The 17,176-nt window shown below is 63.6% G+C and carries 14 protein-coding genes; 6 read left to right on the forward strand and 8 right to left on the reverse strand.

Annotated features, from left to right (window positions below):
• Position 1 precedes the first annotated feature (1 nt).
• Both L0B83_RS13700 and L0B83_RS13705 read left to right on the forward strand, forming a co-directional pair.
• On the forward strand, positions 2 to 1,513 hold the full coding sequence (locus L0B83_RS13700) for an SCO6880 family protein (protein WP_234759013.1): 1,512 nt from the start codon (positions 2 to 4) through the stop codon (positions 1,511 to 1,513).
• The gene (locus L0B83_RS13705) at positions 1,513 to 3,126 is read left to right on the forward strand and encodes a putative type IV secretion/conjugal transfer ATPase (protein ID WP_372461199.1); all 1,614 of its coding nucleotides are present in this window, start codon (positions 1,513 to 1,515) and stop codon (positions 3,124 to 3,126) included. Before L0B83_RS13700 ends, L0B83_RS13705 begins: the two co-directional genes overlap by 1 nt.
• Positions 3,127 to 3,185: 59 nt before the next feature.
• On the opposite strand, the gene L0B83_RS13710 is transcribed toward L0B83_RS13705, so the two are convergent.
• From L0B83_RS13710 to L0B83_RS13720, 3 genes are all read right to left on the reverse strand, one after another.
• The gene (locus L0B83_RS13710; RefSeq protein WP_234759015.1) at positions 3,186 to 4,556 is read right to left on the reverse strand and encodes a site-specific integrase; all 1,371 of its coding nucleotides are present in this window, start codon (positions 4,554 to 4,556) and stop codon (positions 3,186 to 3,188) included.
• A 407-nt stretch (positions 4,557 to 4,963) separates the two neighbouring features.
• Positions 4,964 to 5,311, reverse strand: coding sequence for a helix-turn-helix domain-containing protein (locus L0B83_RS13715; RefSeq protein ID WP_234759016.1), 348 nt, complete (start codon positions 5,309 to 5,311; stop codon positions 4,964 to 4,966).
• 4 nt (positions 5,312 to 5,315) lie between these two features.
• Positions 5,316 to 6,407 carry a tyrosine-type recombinase/integrase gene (locus L0B83_RS13720; protein ID WP_234759017.1) on the reverse strand — a complete coding sequence of 364 codons (1,092 nt, stop codon included), beginning with the start codon at positions 6,405 to 6,407 and terminating at the stop codon, positions 5,316 to 5,318.
• Between the two features lie 194 nt (positions 6,408 to 6,601).
• Between L0B83_RS13720 and L0B83_RS13725 the strand changes: the two genes are divergently transcribed.
• Together L0B83_RS13725 and L0B83_RS13730 are read left to right on the forward strand one after the other, a co-directional pair.
• Positions 6,602 to 8,371, forward strand: coding sequence for a type IV secretory system conjugative DNA transfer family protein (locus L0B83_RS13725; protein ID WP_234759018.1), 1,770 nt, complete (start codon positions 6,602 to 6,604; stop codon positions 8,369 to 8,371).
• Positions 8,364 to 8,786: a DUF4913 domain-containing protein gene (locus tag L0B83_RS13730; RefSeq protein WP_234759019.1), complete on the forward strand. Its 423-nt coding sequence runs from the start codon at positions 8,364 to 8,366 to the stop codon at positions 8,784 to 8,786. Before L0B83_RS13725 ends, L0B83_RS13730 begins: the two co-directional genes overlap by 8 nt.
• A gap of 336 nt (positions 8,787 to 9,122) precedes the next feature.
• Here the strand turns inward: L0B83_RS13730 and L0B83_RS19905 are convergent, their stop codons facing one another.
• Positions 9,123 to 10,391 carry an SEFIR domain-containing protein gene (locus tag L0B83_RS19905; protein ID WP_308193997.1) on the reverse strand — a complete coding sequence of 423 codons (1,269 nt, stop codon included), beginning with the start codon at positions 10,389 to 10,391 and terminating at the stop codon, positions 9,123 to 9,125.
• 73 nt (positions 10,392 to 10,464) lie between these two features.
• A protein-coding gene (locus L0B83_RS13740) for an IS3 family transposase (RefSeq protein WP_234759020.1) occupies positions 10,465 to 11,627 on the reverse strand; the annotation gives its coding sequence in 2 pieces (ribosomal slippage) (positions 10,465 to 11,346 and positions 11,349 to 11,627; 1,161 coding nt in all).
• Between the two features lie 835 nt (positions 11,628 to 12,462).
• Between L0B83_RS13740 and L0B83_RS13745 the strand changes: the two genes are divergently transcribed.
• Together L0B83_RS13745 and L0B83_RS13750 are read left to right on the forward strand one after the other, a co-directional pair.
• The gene (locus L0B83_RS13745) at positions 12,463 to 13,461 is read left to right on the forward strand and encodes an acetamidase/formamidase family protein (RefSeq protein ID WP_234759021.1); all 999 of its coding nucleotides are present in this window, start codon (positions 12,463 to 12,465) and stop codon (positions 13,459 to 13,461) included.
• Positions 13,462 to 13,481: 20 nt separating this feature from the next.
• Complete coding sequence (locus L0B83_RS13750; protein WP_234759022.1) at positions 13,482 to 14,237, forward strand: SDR family NAD(P)-dependent oxidoreductase; 756 nt, start codon at positions 13,482 to 13,484, stop codon at positions 14,235 to 14,237.
• Between the two features lie 442 nt (positions 14,238 to 14,679).
• On the opposite strand, the gene L0B83_RS13755 is transcribed toward L0B83_RS13750, so the two are convergent.
• The 3 genes from L0B83_RS13755 to L0B83_RS13765 are packed head-to-tail and all read right to left on the reverse strand — an operon-like array spanning position 14,680 to position 17,125.
• Positions 14,680 to 14,919: a lipoyl domain-containing protein gene (locus L0B83_RS13755; protein WP_234759023.1), complete on the reverse strand. Its 240-nt coding sequence runs from the start codon at positions 14,917 to 14,919 to the stop codon at positions 14,680 to 14,682.
• On the reverse strand, positions 14,916 to 16,121 hold the full coding sequence (locus L0B83_RS13760) for an alpha-ketoacid dehydrogenase subunit beta (RefSeq protein ID WP_234759024.1): 1,206 nt from the start codon (positions 16,119 to 16,121) through the stop codon (positions 14,916 to 14,918). The genes L0B83_RS13755 and L0B83_RS13760 overlap by 4 nt, the downstream gene beginning before the upstream one ends.
• Positions 16,118 to 17,125, reverse strand: a complete 1,008-nt coding sequence (locus L0B83_RS13765) for a thiamine pyrophosphate-dependent dehydrogenase E1 component subunit alpha (RefSeq protein WP_234759025.1) — start codon at positions 17,123 to 17,125, stop codon at positions 16,118 to 16,120. Before L0B83_RS13765 ends, L0B83_RS13760 begins: the two co-directional genes overlap by 4 nt.
• Between the last annotated feature and the right edge of the window lie 51 nt (positions 17,126 to 17,176).

A 17,176-nucleotide genomic window follows, 5' to 3' on the forward strand; every position in this document is an offset into this window, starting at 1 on the left:
AATGGCAGCGATCGAGAACACCTATAGGGAACCGACCTACGGCAACTGGCGACGTCCGCGTAAGGCGGGCATCGGCACCCTTGGTGGGCTGGCAACAGCCGGTTTGTTTATGGGCCTCATCATCACGGTGATCTGTCTCTTTGTCGGCGGCTGGTTCGCCGGGCTCGTTGCCCTGTTCATCCTTGGGGTGGCGCTGGCCGTCGTCTCAGTGACCGACAAACACAACAAGTCCATAGGGGAGCGGATCTTCGCCCGTCTGGCGTTCCGCTCAGCACGGCGCAGACGCGCCAACATCTACCGCTCCGGTCCGCTGGGGCTGACGCCCTGGGGCGAGTTCCAGCTGCCGGGAATCTCCGCCGGTTCCAAGCTTTACGAGTTCACCGACTCCTATGGTCGCCCCTTCGCGCTGATCCACCTTCCCGCCACCGCGCACTACACCGTTGTCTTCGGCACCCAGCCCGACGGTGCGTCCCTGGTCGATCCCGAGCAGATTGATGCCTGGGTGGCTAACTGGGGCGGCTGGCTGGCCTCGTTGTCGAATGAACCTGCCGTCGTCGCGGCATCCGTCACGGTCGAAACCGCACCCGATTCCGGGGCACGGCTGCGCCGGGAAGTTGAATCGAACATCCATGACGACGCCCCTGCCATTGCCAAGGCCATGCTCCGGGAGGCCTTGAACACCTACCCGCAGGGATCGGCCACGATCCGCGCCTGGGTCGCGCTGACGTTCAGTGCCGCTGCCCGGGCAGGCGGCAAACGACGCACCGCGGAAGAGATCGCAAGAGATCTCGCATCACGGCTTCCCAGCCTGACCGAGCGTCTGGAATCCACCGGCGCCGGCGCATGCGCACCCTTGAACGCCCAGGAACTGTGTGAGGTCGTTCGGGTTGCCTACGACCCTGCAGCGGCCCGGCTCATCGACGAAGCCCACTACCAAGGCACACCCGTTGACCTGGACTGGAGCGACGTCGGACCGTCCGCCCACCAAGCCGACTGGGACGGCTACCGCCACGATTCCGGGCACTCCGTGTCCTGGACGATGACGGGCGCCCCTCGCGGACACATCCTGGCATCGGCGCTGGGCCGCCTCGTCGCACCGCACGGGGAGATCGACCGCAAGCGCGTCACCTTGCTGTACCGGCCGATCGAAGCCGGCCGCGCGGCCGCCATCGTGGAGTCGGACCAGACCAGCGCCCTGACCCGGGCCTCTTCAACCAACCGGCCCACCGCCCGCGCCCTGGTCGACGCCCGTGCGGCGCAGGCCACCGCAGCGGAGGAAGCCAAGGGCGCCGGGCTGGTCAACTTCGGCATGGTCGTCACCGCCACGGTGCTGTCCGCCCGTGACCTTGAGGACGCCGTCGCCGTCGTCGAAGGCAACCTCGGCCCGTCGGCACGTCTGCTGCTCCGGCGCGCTTACGGCTCACAGGATTCTGCCTTTGCCGCGTCCCTGCCACTGGGGCTGGTCCTGCCCAAGCACTTGAAGGTTCCCGAAGAGATCCGCGAGGCCATGTGATGTTCGCCAACTTGACTAAGCACCAGCGCACACCGGCCCCGGCCACGAAGCTCGCCGCCGCGGTCGCCCGCCGCCCGGGCCTTCGGGGCTGGCGCGGCCGCGGACAGGGCGAAGCCGTCTACGTCACGGCAGCCGACGAATGGCGCGGAACCTCGGTCCAGGTCTGCGGTCTCTGGCCGTTCGTGGGCGGGTCCGGCACCCCGATCCTGGGAGTGCCGATCGGCGTGCACACCGACACCGGAGCGCCCTTCGGGGCCGATCCCATTAGCTGGTTCATGCACGGCATGATCAACAACCCCTCCATGTTCGTCCTCGGCCTGCCGCACTACGGCAAATCCACCCTGGTCAGGCACATCGTCCTCGGCCTGGCAGGCCGGAGCATCAACCCGTTGATCCTCGGTGACCTGAAGCCGGACTACGTTGACCTCATCGAAGCCCTCGGCGGGCAGGTCATCAGCCTGGGTCCAGGCCGCGGCCACCTGAACGTCCTGGACCCCGGTGAAGCCACCGGCGCCGCGGTCAGGTTGCTCGCCTCGGCCGAGGAACACCGGGCCAAGGCGAACCGGACCCTGAACGATCCAGATGGCGACCAGGCCGCGGCCGCGCAGCTGCTCGCGGCAGCGGTGAAGGCGGAGAAGCTGGCCGAACAGCTGATGGCCGACTCGCACAACCGGCGCCTGAACATGATCACGGCGCTGATCACCATCGTGCGGAACGCCAAGCCCAGTGCCCACGAGGAATCCCTGATTGACCGGGCCCTGCACATCCTGGACGAGCGCCTGGACCGTGTTCCCCTGATCGGGGATCTGATCGAGGTCATCAAAGACGCCCCCGACGAGCTGCGGGCGATCGCCCTGGACCGCGGCGACATGAGCCGCTACCTGGACGCGACCGACCAGCTGCGCCAGTCGCTGTACTCCCTCGACGGCTCGGGCCGCTTCTCGGACATGTTCTCCCAGCCCACCGACCAGCCGATGGACCTGACCAAACCCGTGGTCTTCGACCTGTCAGGGATCTCCGACACACAGCGAGACATCCAAGCGGCCTGCCTGCTGGCCTGCTGGTCAACCGGGTTCGCCACAGTCCAGGTCGCTCACACCCTGGCTGACGCCGGCCTGGAACCGCGCCGTAACTACTTCGTCGTCATGGACGAGCTGTGGCGGGCCCTGCGCTCCGGTGAAGGCATGGTCGACCGGGTTGACTCTTTGACCCGGCTGAACCGGACCGAGGGCGTCGGGCAGGCCATGATCACACACACCATGAGCGACCTCGAAGCCCTGCCCACTGAGTCCGAACGGATGAAAGCGCGCGGATTCGTCGAACGCTCCGGCATGGTCGTCTGCGGGGCACTGCCCGGAGCAGAAATGGAAAAACTCAACAAAGCCGTCACCCTCTCCCGCGCCGAGCAAGCCCGCCTCATCTCATGGGCTGACCCGGGGTCATGGACCGACGTCGGCGGCTCCCGCAAACGGGTACGCCCGGGCCTGGGTAAATTCCTCTTCAAAGTCGGCGGCCGCCCTGGGATCCCGGTCGCGCTCAAACTGACCAGCGTCGAAGAAAAACTGCACGATACAAACAAACGCTGGACGATCAACAGTGATAAGTTCGCATGAATTTTGACGCTTTCGGCGCCAACCTGAGCATGCCCGGGGGCTGCAGCGGGTGTTGGTGCTCAGGTTCGGGGAACCTGTTCGCCCTCAAGGGTGAGGTCCGGGTGCTCGACGGTGTTGAGGTAGCGGGTGGCGCCTTCGACGCTGAGCCCGAAGAGATCGCAGATGCGCCGGATATCGCCGCCGGTCGCGTGGATCTCGTGCAGGATACGGTCCTCGCGCAGCGCCTGGGGCCGCAGCGTCAATCCGGCCCAGGGGTACTGCCGGCTGACGGGCAGGAGCCTGGGCGCCGTACGCCGGTTGATGAGCAGGTGCGGGTTGGCACTGCCTGGCCAGGTCCGGTTGCGCTGGTCGAGCCAGGCTGCCAGGCGGGTGCGCACGGGCGCGGCCAGCGGGATGTCGCGGGTGCCGAGTATCAGGTGTCCGTCGCTGATGTCGGTGAGCCGCAGCTCGCTGAGCTGTTTTTTGGTCAGCGCGTGGAAGGCCACCAAGGCAACGGCGAGGGCGACCACCGGCTTCGGGGAGTTCAACTCCTCGCGGATCACTGCGGCGTCCAGAGCGAAAGGGATAGTGCTGGCCTTCGGGGACGCCTTCATCCCGCGGGTCGGATTCGCGAAGATGAGCCGGCGGCCTTTGAGGGTCGTGAAGAGCGATTTGAGCCCGTTCCCGGCGACGTGGCGGCGGACCCTCGTTTCCTCCAGCGCGGCTGTGATGTCGGCGCGGGTGACCTCGGCGAAAGACTGGAGGCCTGCCTCGGCCCAGGCGTGGATGATGGGTTCGATGCCCAGGATGTGCGCCCTGATGGTCCCTGGGTCGCGCGGGATCTGCCGTGGCGCCTGGTGGGCGCCGTTGGTCAGGACTTGCAGCCACACCTCGAGCTGGTCCTTCATGACCGGCGGCAGGGTGCTGGTCTTGGCGGCGAAGTAGCGTTCGATCCGGGTTGGCCGGTCCTCGATGAGCAGGCCTGCCGCGGCCAGAACGTCGATCGTGGAGATGACGTTGCCGGAGTATTGGCGCAGTTGGAGGACGTCGGTGGCGCGGATCTTCGCGGTCGGGCTGAGCCGGAAGCCCTGCAGCAGCCGCAGCGATCGGGTCACGTCGTTGCGTTGCCGCTTGCTCCAGCCGGCCCTCGCGGCGTGTTCGCGGACGATGGCGGCGCAGTAGCGGGTCAGGTCTCTGTCTTCGAGGCGGGCACGCGCCGCGACAACCTTCGGATCGGGCGCCATATCGAACAACGGCATCTGCACGCCGTAGTCGGCAGCCGAACCCGTGCCGGGCGGGTTGTTCTTGTCCCGCCGCTTCCATGGGGCGCGTTGTTCCGGGCTCAACGGCGGTGCGCCCCGGCGTGCGGAGGTCATGTTGGCGAAGAAGAGCTGGTGCCCGGCCTTATTCGCGCCGGCCAGGTCCAGGCCATGTCCGGGCTCCTGGAGCATTCGGGCCTGTTCCAGACACAGCCGGCAGGCCCGCCGCTCCCCGATACGGGCCGCGCGCCCGCAAAAGTCGCAGATTCCTTCCGGGTTGTGGGAGCGCCACCAACGACACTGCCAGCACGTCCAGTTGTAGCGGCGGTAGACACCCCACGCCAGACAGCCCTTGCACGAGCCTGGGTATTGCGGGCTGCCGGGATGGCAGCTGGCGCACATGCCTTGGCTGAAATAGTCCACGTTGGTGCCGCACTTGGAACACGAGGGCGGGATGAACGGGCCGCCGGGAAGGCAGTCATAGCAATAGGCCACCCGGGGGAAGGTCCAGGCGGCGCGGTTGATCTGGCAGCGGGGGCACATCGCCGGCGGCCGCAGCGCCGCCGCCGGGCCCGGGGCAGGACTCATGACAGCCCTGCCTATAGGGGCGGCTCGGACCGCGGCCTGCCGAAGCGCGGCGTGACGACCGGCGATACCCCGCCGCCACTGCCGTGGTCCTGGTTATTGCCGTTGACGGTCTCGGTCCCGAGTGGACGTCGTGCAGCGACCTTCTCCGGCTCGGGACTCATCAGGTCCGTCGGTGTGCACTTCAACACTGAGCAGAGCACGTCGAGCTCCTCGAGTCTCATCGTCGCCGGTGTCCCGGCCCACCACGAGGACATCTTCCCGGCGCTGATCTCCAGCCCGGCATCGGCGAGCATCCGGCGCATCTGCGCCGACTTCCAGACCCCGCGTTCGGCGGCTCTGATCCGCAGATTCCACAACACGGCCTCATCCTTCCTTCTGTATAGGTCCGAAGCGGGACTCGACCCGCTCATTGGCGTTCTTCCAGGCAAGCTCGACGTGCTCGCTGCGCACGTGGATGTAACCCGAGGTAGTCGCGAGCCACTGATGCCCCAGCAACTCCTGGAGGGCCTTGATGTCCATCCCGGCCCCGTACAGCGAGGAGGCGCAGTAATGCCGCAGAACGTGGGGGGTCATCCGTCCGGACCATGCCGGCAACCATTGGTCGACCTGCAACCCCAGGCTGCGCCGCAGTGCGTTGCCACCGACCCGGCCGCATCGCCCCAGCTCGCGGTCGAACCGCTCCGAGGGGAGCAGGGGTGCGTCGGGGTCGGCCCAGTCCTCGCCGTACTGGTGTCGGACCTCGCCCAGCCACCAGTCGATCAGCTCCGCTGCGCCGTTAATCGCGGGCACCAGACGCGGCTTCGGGCCACGGCCCTGAGCTCCCTTACCGAACCGGACATGGAGCTTGCCGAACCCGCCCAGGTCCGGGCGCCAGTCACGGATGTCGAGCATCACCGTCTCGTTGATCCGCAACCCCAGCCGACGCCACAGCGAGGCAGCGAAGTAGTCCCGCGCGGCGGGCAGATACTTGCGGGCCTGCGGGATCGAGTGCCGCCAACACGTGAAGAACGCGTCGATCTCGGCATCCGACGGGGGCACTCTGACGTTGCCCAGCGCCGCCCCGGACTGGCGGTTGAACTCATCGATGGGCTGTTCGACCAGCACCCCGGTCACCCGATGGATCCGGCCCTGGTAACGGCTGATCATGAACTCGTAAAACAACGCCAGTGTCCCGGCCTTGCCGGCCCTGGTGCTCACACTGCGACCCAGCCTGCGCTGCTCGGCCAGGAACCGGTCGGCGTCCTGACAGGTCGCCGCCCACAGCGGGCCCGTCACCGAACGGGCGAACTCAATAATCGTCGCCCGGGTATTGCGGATATGCGAGTCGCTCAAACCAGCCGCTGCCATCGCCAACGCGTACTGGTCGACGATCTCCTGCTCGAAATCCTCGGCCGCCTGCACACTCCAGAACGCCGGATCCATGGCGCCGCCACCGGGCAACGCCACCAGCACCATCAGCTACCAACTTCAGAAGGAGCGAGCATGCGTCGACATTACGCCCAAACCGTCACTCTCGTCGATGGTTCGTCGATTCGGGCCCCATGGGGCTCCGAACCGACATCACCTGCTCAAACGCGAATCCCGGCTGCAGAACAGGCCAACGAACCTGAGCGAATAGAGATAAGCAGCAACGGCGAAGGGGACAACTGATGGGTGCACCAAGCAGCGGCAAACGCTCCCGGATGGATGGCGAAACCATCCTGCTCTGGGTCTTCATCACCGTCGTGGTGCTCGGTGTCGGTTCCCTGGCCGGCGCCGTGCACTTGGGCTCGGTGCTGTCCGCTGACGGCCAGAAGCTGCCCGCGAACCCGTTTGAACTGGTCTTCGGCCTGCTCTCGCACAAGGTCACGTGGCCCGCGGCCGCCACCTGGGTGCTGATCGGCTTCGGCGTCCTCATCATCCTTGTGGCCGTTTTGGTGGTCCGTGCGATGCTGCGCCGACGGTCCAAGCGTTCGCGTGTGGACGCTGCCGCCCAGCACATGGCCAAGGCTAAGGACCTGCGTGCCCTGAGCCTGCGCGGTGCCACGGCTACCGCGGAGCGTCTGGGAGTGAAAGGCTCACCCGGCGTCCCGGTAGGCAAGACCGTCCTCGGCGGGCAGATGGTCTACGGCTCCTGGGAAGACATGCACATCGACATCTGGGGACCCCGTACAGGTAAAACCACCTCCCGGGCCATCCCGGCGATCCTCGCCGCCCCGGGAGCAGCTTTGGTGACCTCGAACAAGCGGGACATCGTTGACGGAACACGCGACGTACGCGCAGCCGAGGGCCCGCTCTGGGTCTTCGACCCGCAGTCCGTCGCACTCGAGGAACCGTCCTGGTGGTGGAACCCCCTGTCCTATGTCACTGACGAAGTGAAAGCGGCACGCCTGGCTGACCACTTCGCAGCCGGTTCGCGCGGCCCGGACGCCAAAACGGACGCCTACTTCGATCCCGCCGGTCAGGATCTTCTTGCCGGGCTCCTGCTCGCCGCGGCCCTCGACGGCCGACCGATCACGCAGGTTCACACGTGGCTGACCCGTCCCGCTGACGATGAAGCGGTGGACATCCTCAAGGCCCACGGTTTCACCCAGACCTCCAACGCCGTGGGCGGCGTCATCAATGCCCCCGAGAAACAGCGCGGCGGCGTGTACGGCACGGCGCTGCAGATGGCCTCCTGCCTCACCAACCGCCAGGTGGCCCGCTGGGTGACCCCGCAGGGTGAGCAGGACGAGCGGCCACAGTTCGATCCGGCAGCATTCGTCCGCTCCAAGGGCACCCTGTACAGCCTGTCCAAGGAAGGCAAAGGCACCGCCGGCCCGCTGGTGACGGCGCTGACCGTGGCCACGGTCGAGGCCGCAGAAGAACTCGCTGTCCACTCACCGGGAGGCCGGTTGGCCACACCCATGGTCGGTGTTCTGGACGAAGCGGCCAACGTCTGCCGGTGGCGTGAACTTCCGAACCTCTACAGCCACTACGGCTCGCGGGGCATCGTTCTGATGACCATCCTGCAGTCCTGGTCACAAGGCGTCGAAGTGTGGGGTCGCGACGGGATGCGCAAGCTCTGGAGCGCCTCCAACATCAAGGTCTACGGCGGCGGCGTCGCCGAAGCCGAGTTCCTGAACGAGCTCGCGCAGCTGGTCGGCGAGTACCGGTACTCCAACATGACCAGAAGCCGCTCCAAACAAGGCACCTCCTACAGCCACGACGACGACCGCAAAGAACGCACCCTTGACGTGTCGGACTTGGCCGCGTTCCCACGAGGCCGCGCCATCATGTTCGCCTCCGGCGCCCCTGCTGCATTGCTGGAGACGGTGCCTTGGATGAGCGGTCCGCAGGCTGATGCGGTGCGGGCCTCCATCACCGCACATGACCCGGCGAACAAGCCGGCCGGCGCGGCCGGGAGCCGGTGGATAGCTGCGGGTGCCTCTAATGAGTGAGGGTCTGGGGGAGTGGGACGACGAGCTGGAGGACACCACAGCCCCCGCCGAGCAAGCCGAAGAGGACTCGGAAGCCCCTGAACTGTTCTACCCGAACGTGGCCGAATTCGTAAGAAGCAAGCTGGCCACCAGCTACCGCCGGCAGCTCAACGTTCAGGGCGGCGTGACCTGGTGCCCGCAATGGTGGAAGCACGCCGAAGCGATCAGCCGCCTCGAAGCGCTCTGGCGGGCCTGGGAGTTCCTGCGCCTGGACGGCACCACCGGGATGAGCGTGTGGTGGCGCGACCACGCAGACCACCACATGTCCGTTCTGCTCTCAACAGATGGGCCGTTCAAGGGCTGCACCCCGGACGACGGCCACCGCTCCAAACTCGCCCCTCTACCCTGCGAGATACCCCCCGCCGGCTTGTTCTAATCCGGGCGGTGTTAGCCGGCCTCAAGGTGACCACACAGGCTGTCCATAGTTGGGGTCAATCCGGGTTATCCACGGCTGGAATCGGGAGCCATCAGGAAAGCTCCCTCAGCAGCAGTAGCGGTGGATAACCCCATCAGGATTGTCCCCGGCTGTGGGCAGCGGACTAAATGTCCCAGATGAGTTTCCAGAAACTAGTCGAAAACCATTGCATCCGAGCGCCCTCTTCCGCGAAATCCTTCAAGCCCCCAGCCGCCACTGACCTGAGCTCTCTAGGATGGTTGCCAGCGACGGATAAATATGACTTGCGAAAACATCTGAAGGGAAGCCAGAATTTTCTCAGCTTGGAGGGGCTGTCCAGCAAAAATCCTGGGGAGGAAGCTCGCCTGCCACTGATCCTGATGCATCGGTGATGTGAACGGACGCTGTGACGCAACCCGGTGCATAGACTTGGCTGCCGTAGGAAGTGTTGTTTCCTGCAACCGCAAAATTGCTGCTGAACTCAGGGTCTTCTACTTTGTAGGCAGGCAGTCCATCACCAGCTCGACGCTCAATCACTTTGTTGACCGTCGAACCTTCTAGAGTGTTGATGACCCTTACCCAAGTTGTGTTGCACTTTGGGGCATGCTTAATTTCCACTGTTGCTAATAGGTTGTCCGTGCCCATCCGCTTAATCTGAAGCGTATTCATGGTGGAATGGCCGGTTGCAGCGCAGCCGCTTGGGTTAGTTCCGTCATACGTAGCCGCTAATTTTTCTGGAGTGGTTTCCGGGGGGAGGGTCGGTTGGGGGGTTACGTTAGCCGGTGACGGAAGGATCGAGGGAGTGGGCGACGGAGGGCTTGTCGAACAAAACGTCCACCGGTTCATGTCACATAAGTTTTTCATGGCGCCCGAAGCGTCGTTAGCAAAAGCAGCAAAGCCGACTAGGCACGCTATCCCTCCCCCTAACGTGACCTTCTTCCACAAGGAAAGCTTGCTCGGCGGCACATCTGGAGGCACCTCCGGGGGCACCTCCCCGAGCGTAGGTTTGCTGAACGAGACCGATTGGCGAGGGAAGCTCTCGTCCGAAGAAGCATGTTGATCGCCGGATTTGATCTCGTCCAACTCCCCACGCTTGGTGGCGAGGGGGCTTGAAGCAGCGCCGGAATCCGCGCCTTTGGACGATTTGGAAGGAAGATCAGGTGGGTCCTCCAGAGAGGGTCGAGCGTGTAGCGGTCGGCCGTGGATCCTCCGCAGGAGTGATTCAATTCCTAGCGCATCAAGGCTTTCGATGCGGAACCACTGCAACCTGTGTAGATCTGAAGGGATGCTCTCTTTCCCCATCCCAGGTAGCAGGACCAAGAGAACTTTCCTTTGAAAGGCACTTTGATTCTCGTTAAACAATCCTTTTAGCGTGTCCGCCTCGGACACGACGCCAGCTCCTAGGTGAGGCGAGTTGGTGCCTTCCCATCTTTCGCGCCATGCAGTCGAAGCCACGATGATCACGAGATCGCAGTCCTGGACTTGCCGTTGTCCCCACCGCGTCCAATCGACGCTAGGATCCGTCTCACTCCAGAGATCGAGAGAAACATTGACGCCATTGGACATCAAAAGCGTTGCGAATTGCACAACTTTTTCAATCCAGTCTTCAGCCTGGAGGGGACTGCTGAAGGTTTAGTTGACAGCTGGGGTTGATAATTTCTTACGCGGCTGAGGCCGCGTTTTTTATTGTTTCAAACTCGATGGGTGTCAGCCGTCCGAGGGCGCGTTGACGGCGTTTTCGGTGGTAGCTGCGCTCGATCCAGGTCGTGATGGCCAGCCGGAGCTCGTCCCGGGTCTCCCATCGTTTCCGGTTCAGGACGTTCTTTTGAAGCAGGGAGAAGAACGATTCCATCGCGGCATTGTCACCGCATGCCCCTACCCGGCCCATCGATCCGTGCAGGCCGTAGGTGTTCAGGGCCAGGACGAACTTTCTGGATCTGAACTGGGACCCTCGATCGCTATGGACCACCGTGCCCGCCGGTTTCCTGAGGGCCACGGCGTGGTCCAGGGCGGCGACGGCCAGGGACGCTTTCATCCTCCCGTCCATCGAGTACCCGACGATCCGGTTCGAATGCAGGTCCTTGATCGCGCACAGGTACAGCTTTCCCTCCGCCGTGTGGTGCTCGGTGATGTCCGTGAGCCATTTCCGGTTCGGTGCCGTGGCGCTGAAGTCCCGTTCGATGAGGTCATCGTGGACCGGTGGGCCTGCCTTGAGCCCTGACCTGCGCCGGCGGTGGATCACCGAGAGGATGCCGTTCTGAGAGCAGAGCCGCCAGATCCGGCGTTCACTGGCAACCGGGCCGGGACCGGCGTTGATCTCATCGGCGATGAACCGGTATCCGAAGGCAGGATCGTCGCGGTGGTGGTCGATGGCGGCGTTGATCAGGTGGGCTTCTTCCAAGTCCCGGGCGGGCACTGGGTTGGCGGCCCACTGGTAGTAGGCCTGTCTGGAGAAATTCAGTACCCGGCAGGACACTGCCACGGGAACCCTGATCGGGGCGTCCCTGGCAGCCAGCTCGCGGACCAGCGGGTAGATCATTTTTTTGGGTTGATGTCCCGGGACAGGTAGGCCACAGCGCGGCGCATGACTTCGGCTTCCTGTTCCAGGAGCCGGATGCGTTTGTTGGCCTCCCGTAACTTCGCGGCGTCGTCGGAAACCGTCCCGGACTTCACGCCGTCTTCTCTGTCGGCGATCTTCATCCAGCGGTGCAGGGCAGCGGGTGAGACCCCGAAGTCCTTGGCGATCTGGGTGATGGGTGCTTCGCCCTTGCGGGCGACCGCGACGACATCGCGGCGGAACTCTTCGGGAAAGGCTTTGGGCATGATGAACATCCTTCCACCCGCGAGGATCAAATCCTCACAGGCAAAGTGTCAATCAAACCTTCAGCAGTCCCGAGGTCAGACCAGCCCTCATCTCGATGAGCCCAACTCACAAGTGCCGTCGTCGGTGCCACCGAACCATTCATGGACTGAGTTTACGGTTTGACCGAGCTGAGGCTCGGTATTCTCTCCTTGATCATCCGCTAGCTGCGGGCTGCAGGCAGTGATGCCTCCAGAACAGCGTCAGGTTGAGAGCTAGGACTTCTTTGAGCTGTCGTCAGGGAAAGAGAGTTTAAGCCTATTTCTGACGCTTATTTGGGTAGCTTCCTGACGTCAGATTAAGGTGTGCCTCAATTGGCGATCTGCCCGCCAGCGAGCCATTTCTCCGGACTTGAGAAGTCTTGCCTTGGGTAGGTTCGCGCGCCGCCGGGGGCCTTCTAATGCTGCGGTGCCAAGGTCAGCCAGACCTGCACAACCATTGCCGATGCTCCTCCCGATTGTCAGTATGTTCTGACATACTCTCAAGGAGAACTCTGTGCCTCTTGTTCGCGTTGATGTCAACGAAGGCCGTACCCGTGATGACCTGAAGAAGCCTAGCCTGGGCTAGGCTACGGCCGTCCTCAAGCCATTGCGTGCATACAGGAAGGAGTATGAGACTGCTGGTGAGAGAACCGCGCCAGCGTAGATGTTCGGGAGCACGTTGCCAACGAATGCCCGCGCGTTGATGAGCGGGTTAGTGCTGCGTGAAGTCTTACAGGTCCATCATCTAATACTGCTTGTCCCATCACGGGCCCTGCCTTGTCTTGTATCGCCTCAACGGCCGGACGTAGCATCCAGTATGGAGTTCGTCGACTACAGGCCCTCGCGTGAGCAGCTGGTCTACACCTTCGGTGGGGCAAAACCTTCACTCGTGGTCCAACCGGGAACGGTGATGAAACTCTGGTCCGAGGATGCCTTCAATCAGGCGCTCACCTCAGTTGAGGACTTCTCCAGCGAGAAAGTGGATCTGCGCTTCGTAAATCCACAAACCGGTCCTTTCTACGTCGTGGGCGCTGAGCCGGGGGACGCCCTGGCAATCCATATCGTTGATCTGGCGCCAGCCCGCACCTGGGGCGCCTCCGCCACTATCCCATTCTTTGGCGGCCTGACCAGTACGGACCGTACTGCACTGCTGCAGGATCCATTGCCGGATACAACGTGGATATACCACCTTGACTCCGCCCGCAACACGATCGGATTCGAATCCCGTTTCGGTGACTTTCAGGTTGACTTGCCGGTCGAACCGATGCTCGGCACGATAGGGGTGGCGCCACCGGGGGGAGAGGTGCGTTCTTCGCTCGTACCGGAGCGGTTCGGCGGAAACATGGATTCCCCTGAAGTTAAGGCGGGGTCAACCATTTACCTCGGCGTCAACGTGGAAGGAGCGCTTTTCTCCATCGGTGATGGGCACTACCGGCAAGGAGAGGGCGAGGCGTGCGGCACAGCCGTCGAGGGTGCCATGGACTCCACCATCATTGTGGAACTAATCAAAGGAAAAGCCCCGGCCTGGCCGCGCATCGAAACGGACACACACTGGATGGCCGTAGGCTCCTCTCGCCCCATGGAGGACTCCTGGCGCATAGGCCAAATGGAAATGGTGCGTTGGTTCAGCGAGCTGTTCGGACTGCACGCCATGGACGCCTACCAACTGCTGACGCAGACGGCGCAGGCTCCGATCGCCAACGCGGTCGACGCGAACTACAGCGTAGTCGTGAAAGCGGCGAAGTCGCTATTTCCTACAGTTAATGCTTACGACGGCGTTCACGCCGACCTGCGAAGCCGCACTGCCAGACTCTAACCACCCGAAAGGACGAACTCATGGATCTGCAGGTCAGAGGGTTGACAGCGCTTGTAACCGGAGGCACCAAAGGCATAGGCCGTGCGATTGTGGAGACCTTCGCTGCTGAGGGCGCCAACGTCGCCTTCTGTGCACGTACAGCCGACGCCGTGACCGCCACTCAGCAGGAGATCGGAAGGAACAACGTGGTCGGTGCGCGCGTGGATGTCGGGGAAGGCGCCGAGGTCGCCCGCTGGGTGGATGACACTGCGGCGAGGTTTGGCAGCATCGACATGGTCATCAGCAATGTCAGTGCGCTGGCAATCCCCGATACGGAGGAGAACTGGAAAGCGTCACTGAATGTGGATTTGCTGGGAACGGTGCGTCTGGTGAAAGCGGTGATGCCCCACGTCAAGCGCAGTGCAGCGCCATCGATTACTGCCATCTCCAGCGTCTCCGGACGGGAAGTAGACTTCGCCTCGGGACCGTACGGAACCATGAAGTCCGCGATTATCGCCTACATGGCCGGTCTGGCTTTCCAACTCGCCGAACAGGGGATCCGCGCCAACACCGTTTCTCCCGGAAATACATATCACCCCGGTGGTGTGTGGGAGCAGATCGAGCAAGGGGACCCGGAACTGTTCAGCATGGCAATGGGCCTTAATCCCACCCACCGGATGGGCACGCCCCAGGAAATCGCCGATACCGTAGTCTTCATCGCCAGCCCCAAATCCAGCCGGACCACAGGAGCCAATATTCTTGTGGACGGTGGGCTCACCCGAGGCATCCAATTCTAACGATGCCCTTCAGAAGCGGGACCACTTACCCATGTGCGGGCCAGCCACGGCATGAACGAACACTGCAATGCCTGGCACCGCACCCTTGAATTCCTGGAAAAGAGCCTCACCGGCTGAGCCTGCTGGGGTGGGCTGACCAACAGGGCATGCTTGTGCCGCGGCTGCCGTCAATTGGATGCGCGGGGAACTCGAAGCAGATATTTCTGGAACAGCCCGGGAGAACCTGGCGAACTGGGCCTGCTTACCGGCTGGTGCACCGGGTGATTCCGTAGAGATGGACTGGGCCTGGGAACACCACAACGTCTAACTCCTGCAGCGCCCCCCCTGCACGCAGGATTTCCTTTGTCTGTGGAACACAAAGAGCCGCCCCCTGAACGGGGGCGGCTCTTTGGGCGATCCATCTCAGGGCCGCCGGCACTTCGCCGAGCGGCTTGCCTGGCGTCTATCTGTTCGGTGTCACGGACGCGATGATGCTGCCTAGCGGAACTTCTGCTTCTTCCTCGACCAGAAGCGTGATGGTACCGGCAATTTCCGGGTAAACCTCCGCGTCGACCTTGTCGACCGCGACTTCAGCGATCAGGGTCTTCGGTGTCACCTCGTCACCGGTGTCAACGAACCAGGAGACGATCACCCCGGTAGCATCATCGGCCGTGGATAGCCGGGGGAAGAGGACGTCGCTCACTTCGTCACTGCCCCGCGAACTGCGCTCTCGATGCGCGTGGCTGTGGGCAGGACGCTGTGCTCGAGCTGGCTAGCGTAGGGCACAGGCACGTCCGGCATGCAGACCCTGGAGACATGGCTGAGCAGTTCTGGCTGGCGCTCGGCGACGGACGCGATCACCTCGCCGGAGAGCCCGAAGGATTGGTAGTCCTCGTCGACGACGATGAGACGCCCGGTCTTCGAAACGGATGCGACGATCGCGTCACGGTCCAGCGGCACCAGGCTTCGGAGGTCGAGCACCTCCACGCTGATGCCTTCCGGCTCGAGTTTTTCGGCCACATCCAGCGCGTGATGCACCGAGAGCGATAACGTCACGACCGTAACGTCCGTGCCCTCTCGAGCGATTCGTGCCTTCCCGATTGGAACCTCATAGGATTCCTCGGGCACCGCACCGATCGAGCGCTTGTTCTTCTTCATCCAGCCGAGGCCCATGATGCCTTTGTGGAACATGAAGACGACAGGGTCATTGGAACGGATGGCCGCAGTCATCAGCCCCTTCGCGTCATAGGGGTTGGAGGGAACAACGACTTTCATTCCCGGCAAATGCGCGAAGGTACCCCACAACGCCTGCGAGTGCTGCGCGCCATCGGAGTATCCGCCTCCCACTGCCGTCATGAGCACCATCGGGACCTGCACATTTCCGCCGGACTCAAAGTGGATTTTCGCCATGTGGTTGTAAATCTGGTCCATGCAGACACCGAAGAAATCGACGAACATCAGCTCGACGATGGGGCGCATGCCCTCAACGGCGGCACCGATGCCGGCTCCGATGAACGCAGACTCCGAGATCGGAGTGTCGAGGATGCGGTCGGCGCCGAACTCATCGATCAACCCGGTCGTTGAGGAGAAAATGCCGCCGTACGGGCCGACGTCCTCGCCCATTACGAACACTGAATCGTCGGCGCGCATTTCCTGGGCGATGGCTTCCTGGATGGATTTGGCCGTCGAGAGTTTGCGCTTGCCCGGCTCGGGCTCAATCACCGCGGCTGTGTTGCCGTGCGGGGCGCGGCCGGTACCGGTGTCGATGGCGTCGCTGCCTGTGTTCATGTCCGCATCCGTGGCCGTGTTGACACCCGCGCCGGTGACGGGGGCGCCGGTGGATGCCGCGCTGGCCGGGGCGTTGTCCGCCGGCTCCTGGCCGGTGCGATCGAGGTCAGTGCTCATGAGCGTACTCCTTCGGAGAAGACGTAATCGAGGGCATGGGCCGGGTCTGGTGTCGGTGATGATTTCGCGAAGTCGATGGCGTCCTCGACCTGTTCCAAGGCGGACGCCGTCATCACGTCATAGTCCTTCTCCGTCATGGCGCCGCGGTCGATGAGTGTCTGTTTGTAGGTGGGCAGTGGGTCCCGCCCCGGCACTCCTTCGAGGTCGGTGCGGTACCCCTGGGCGTCGCCTTCGAAATGCCCCCAGAGCCGCAACGTGTGCACTTCGACGAGGGAGGGCCCGTCGCCTGCCCGCGCACGGGCGACGGCCTCGCCGCATGCTTCGTAGACTCCTTCGACCGAGTTCTCCTCGACGCGGACTCCCGGGATTCCATAGGCCGCGCCTCGATCGGCGTTGGAGGTGACCGCTGTCGACCTTGCCCGGGGAACCGAGATACCCCAATCGTTGTCTTCGATGACGAAGACGACGGGCAGCTTCCATAGTGCCGCCAGATTCAGCGCTTCATGGAAGGCGCCGGCGTTGGCCGCGCCTTCTCCCGCGACCGCGACGGCGACGCGGTCGCCCCCACGACGCTGGAAGGCCAGGGCCTGCCCGAGTGCCGGTGGCAGGCCTTCGGCCACGATGCCCGAACATGAGAAGTGCGTCTCCGGATCGAAGAGGTGCATGTGACCACCGCGTCCTCGTCCGAGGCCCGTCTCGCGGCCGAAGATCTCCGCAGTCATCTCGCGAAGGCGAACCCCTTTGGCGATGGCGACGTGGTGAGGCCGGTGGGTGGCCGTCATGGCATCGTCTTTGGTCAAGTGGGCGCCGAGCCCGGCGGCAACCGGTTCCTGCCCGGCCGAGAGGTGCATCTCGCCGGGAATCAGGCCAGCGCCGATGTCGAAGCCGGGGCTTTTGTCGGCATGGTACTCCCGAAGAATAGCTTCCTCGTAGGTGCGGATCAGCACCATCGAGTTCAACAATTTCCGGCGTTTCTCGTCAGTGAGTTCGGGGTAGAGCGTCATTGCTTCTCCTCGTGTCATACACATCGATAGATGGCGGCTTTGGCGGCTTCC

It is taken from the genome of Arthrobacter alkaliphilus (genome assembly GCF_021483235.1).
In the GTDB taxonomy this organism is placed as follows: Bacteria; Actinomycetota; Actinomycetes; order Actinomycetales; family Micrococcaceae; genus Arthrobacter; species Arthrobacter alkaliphilus.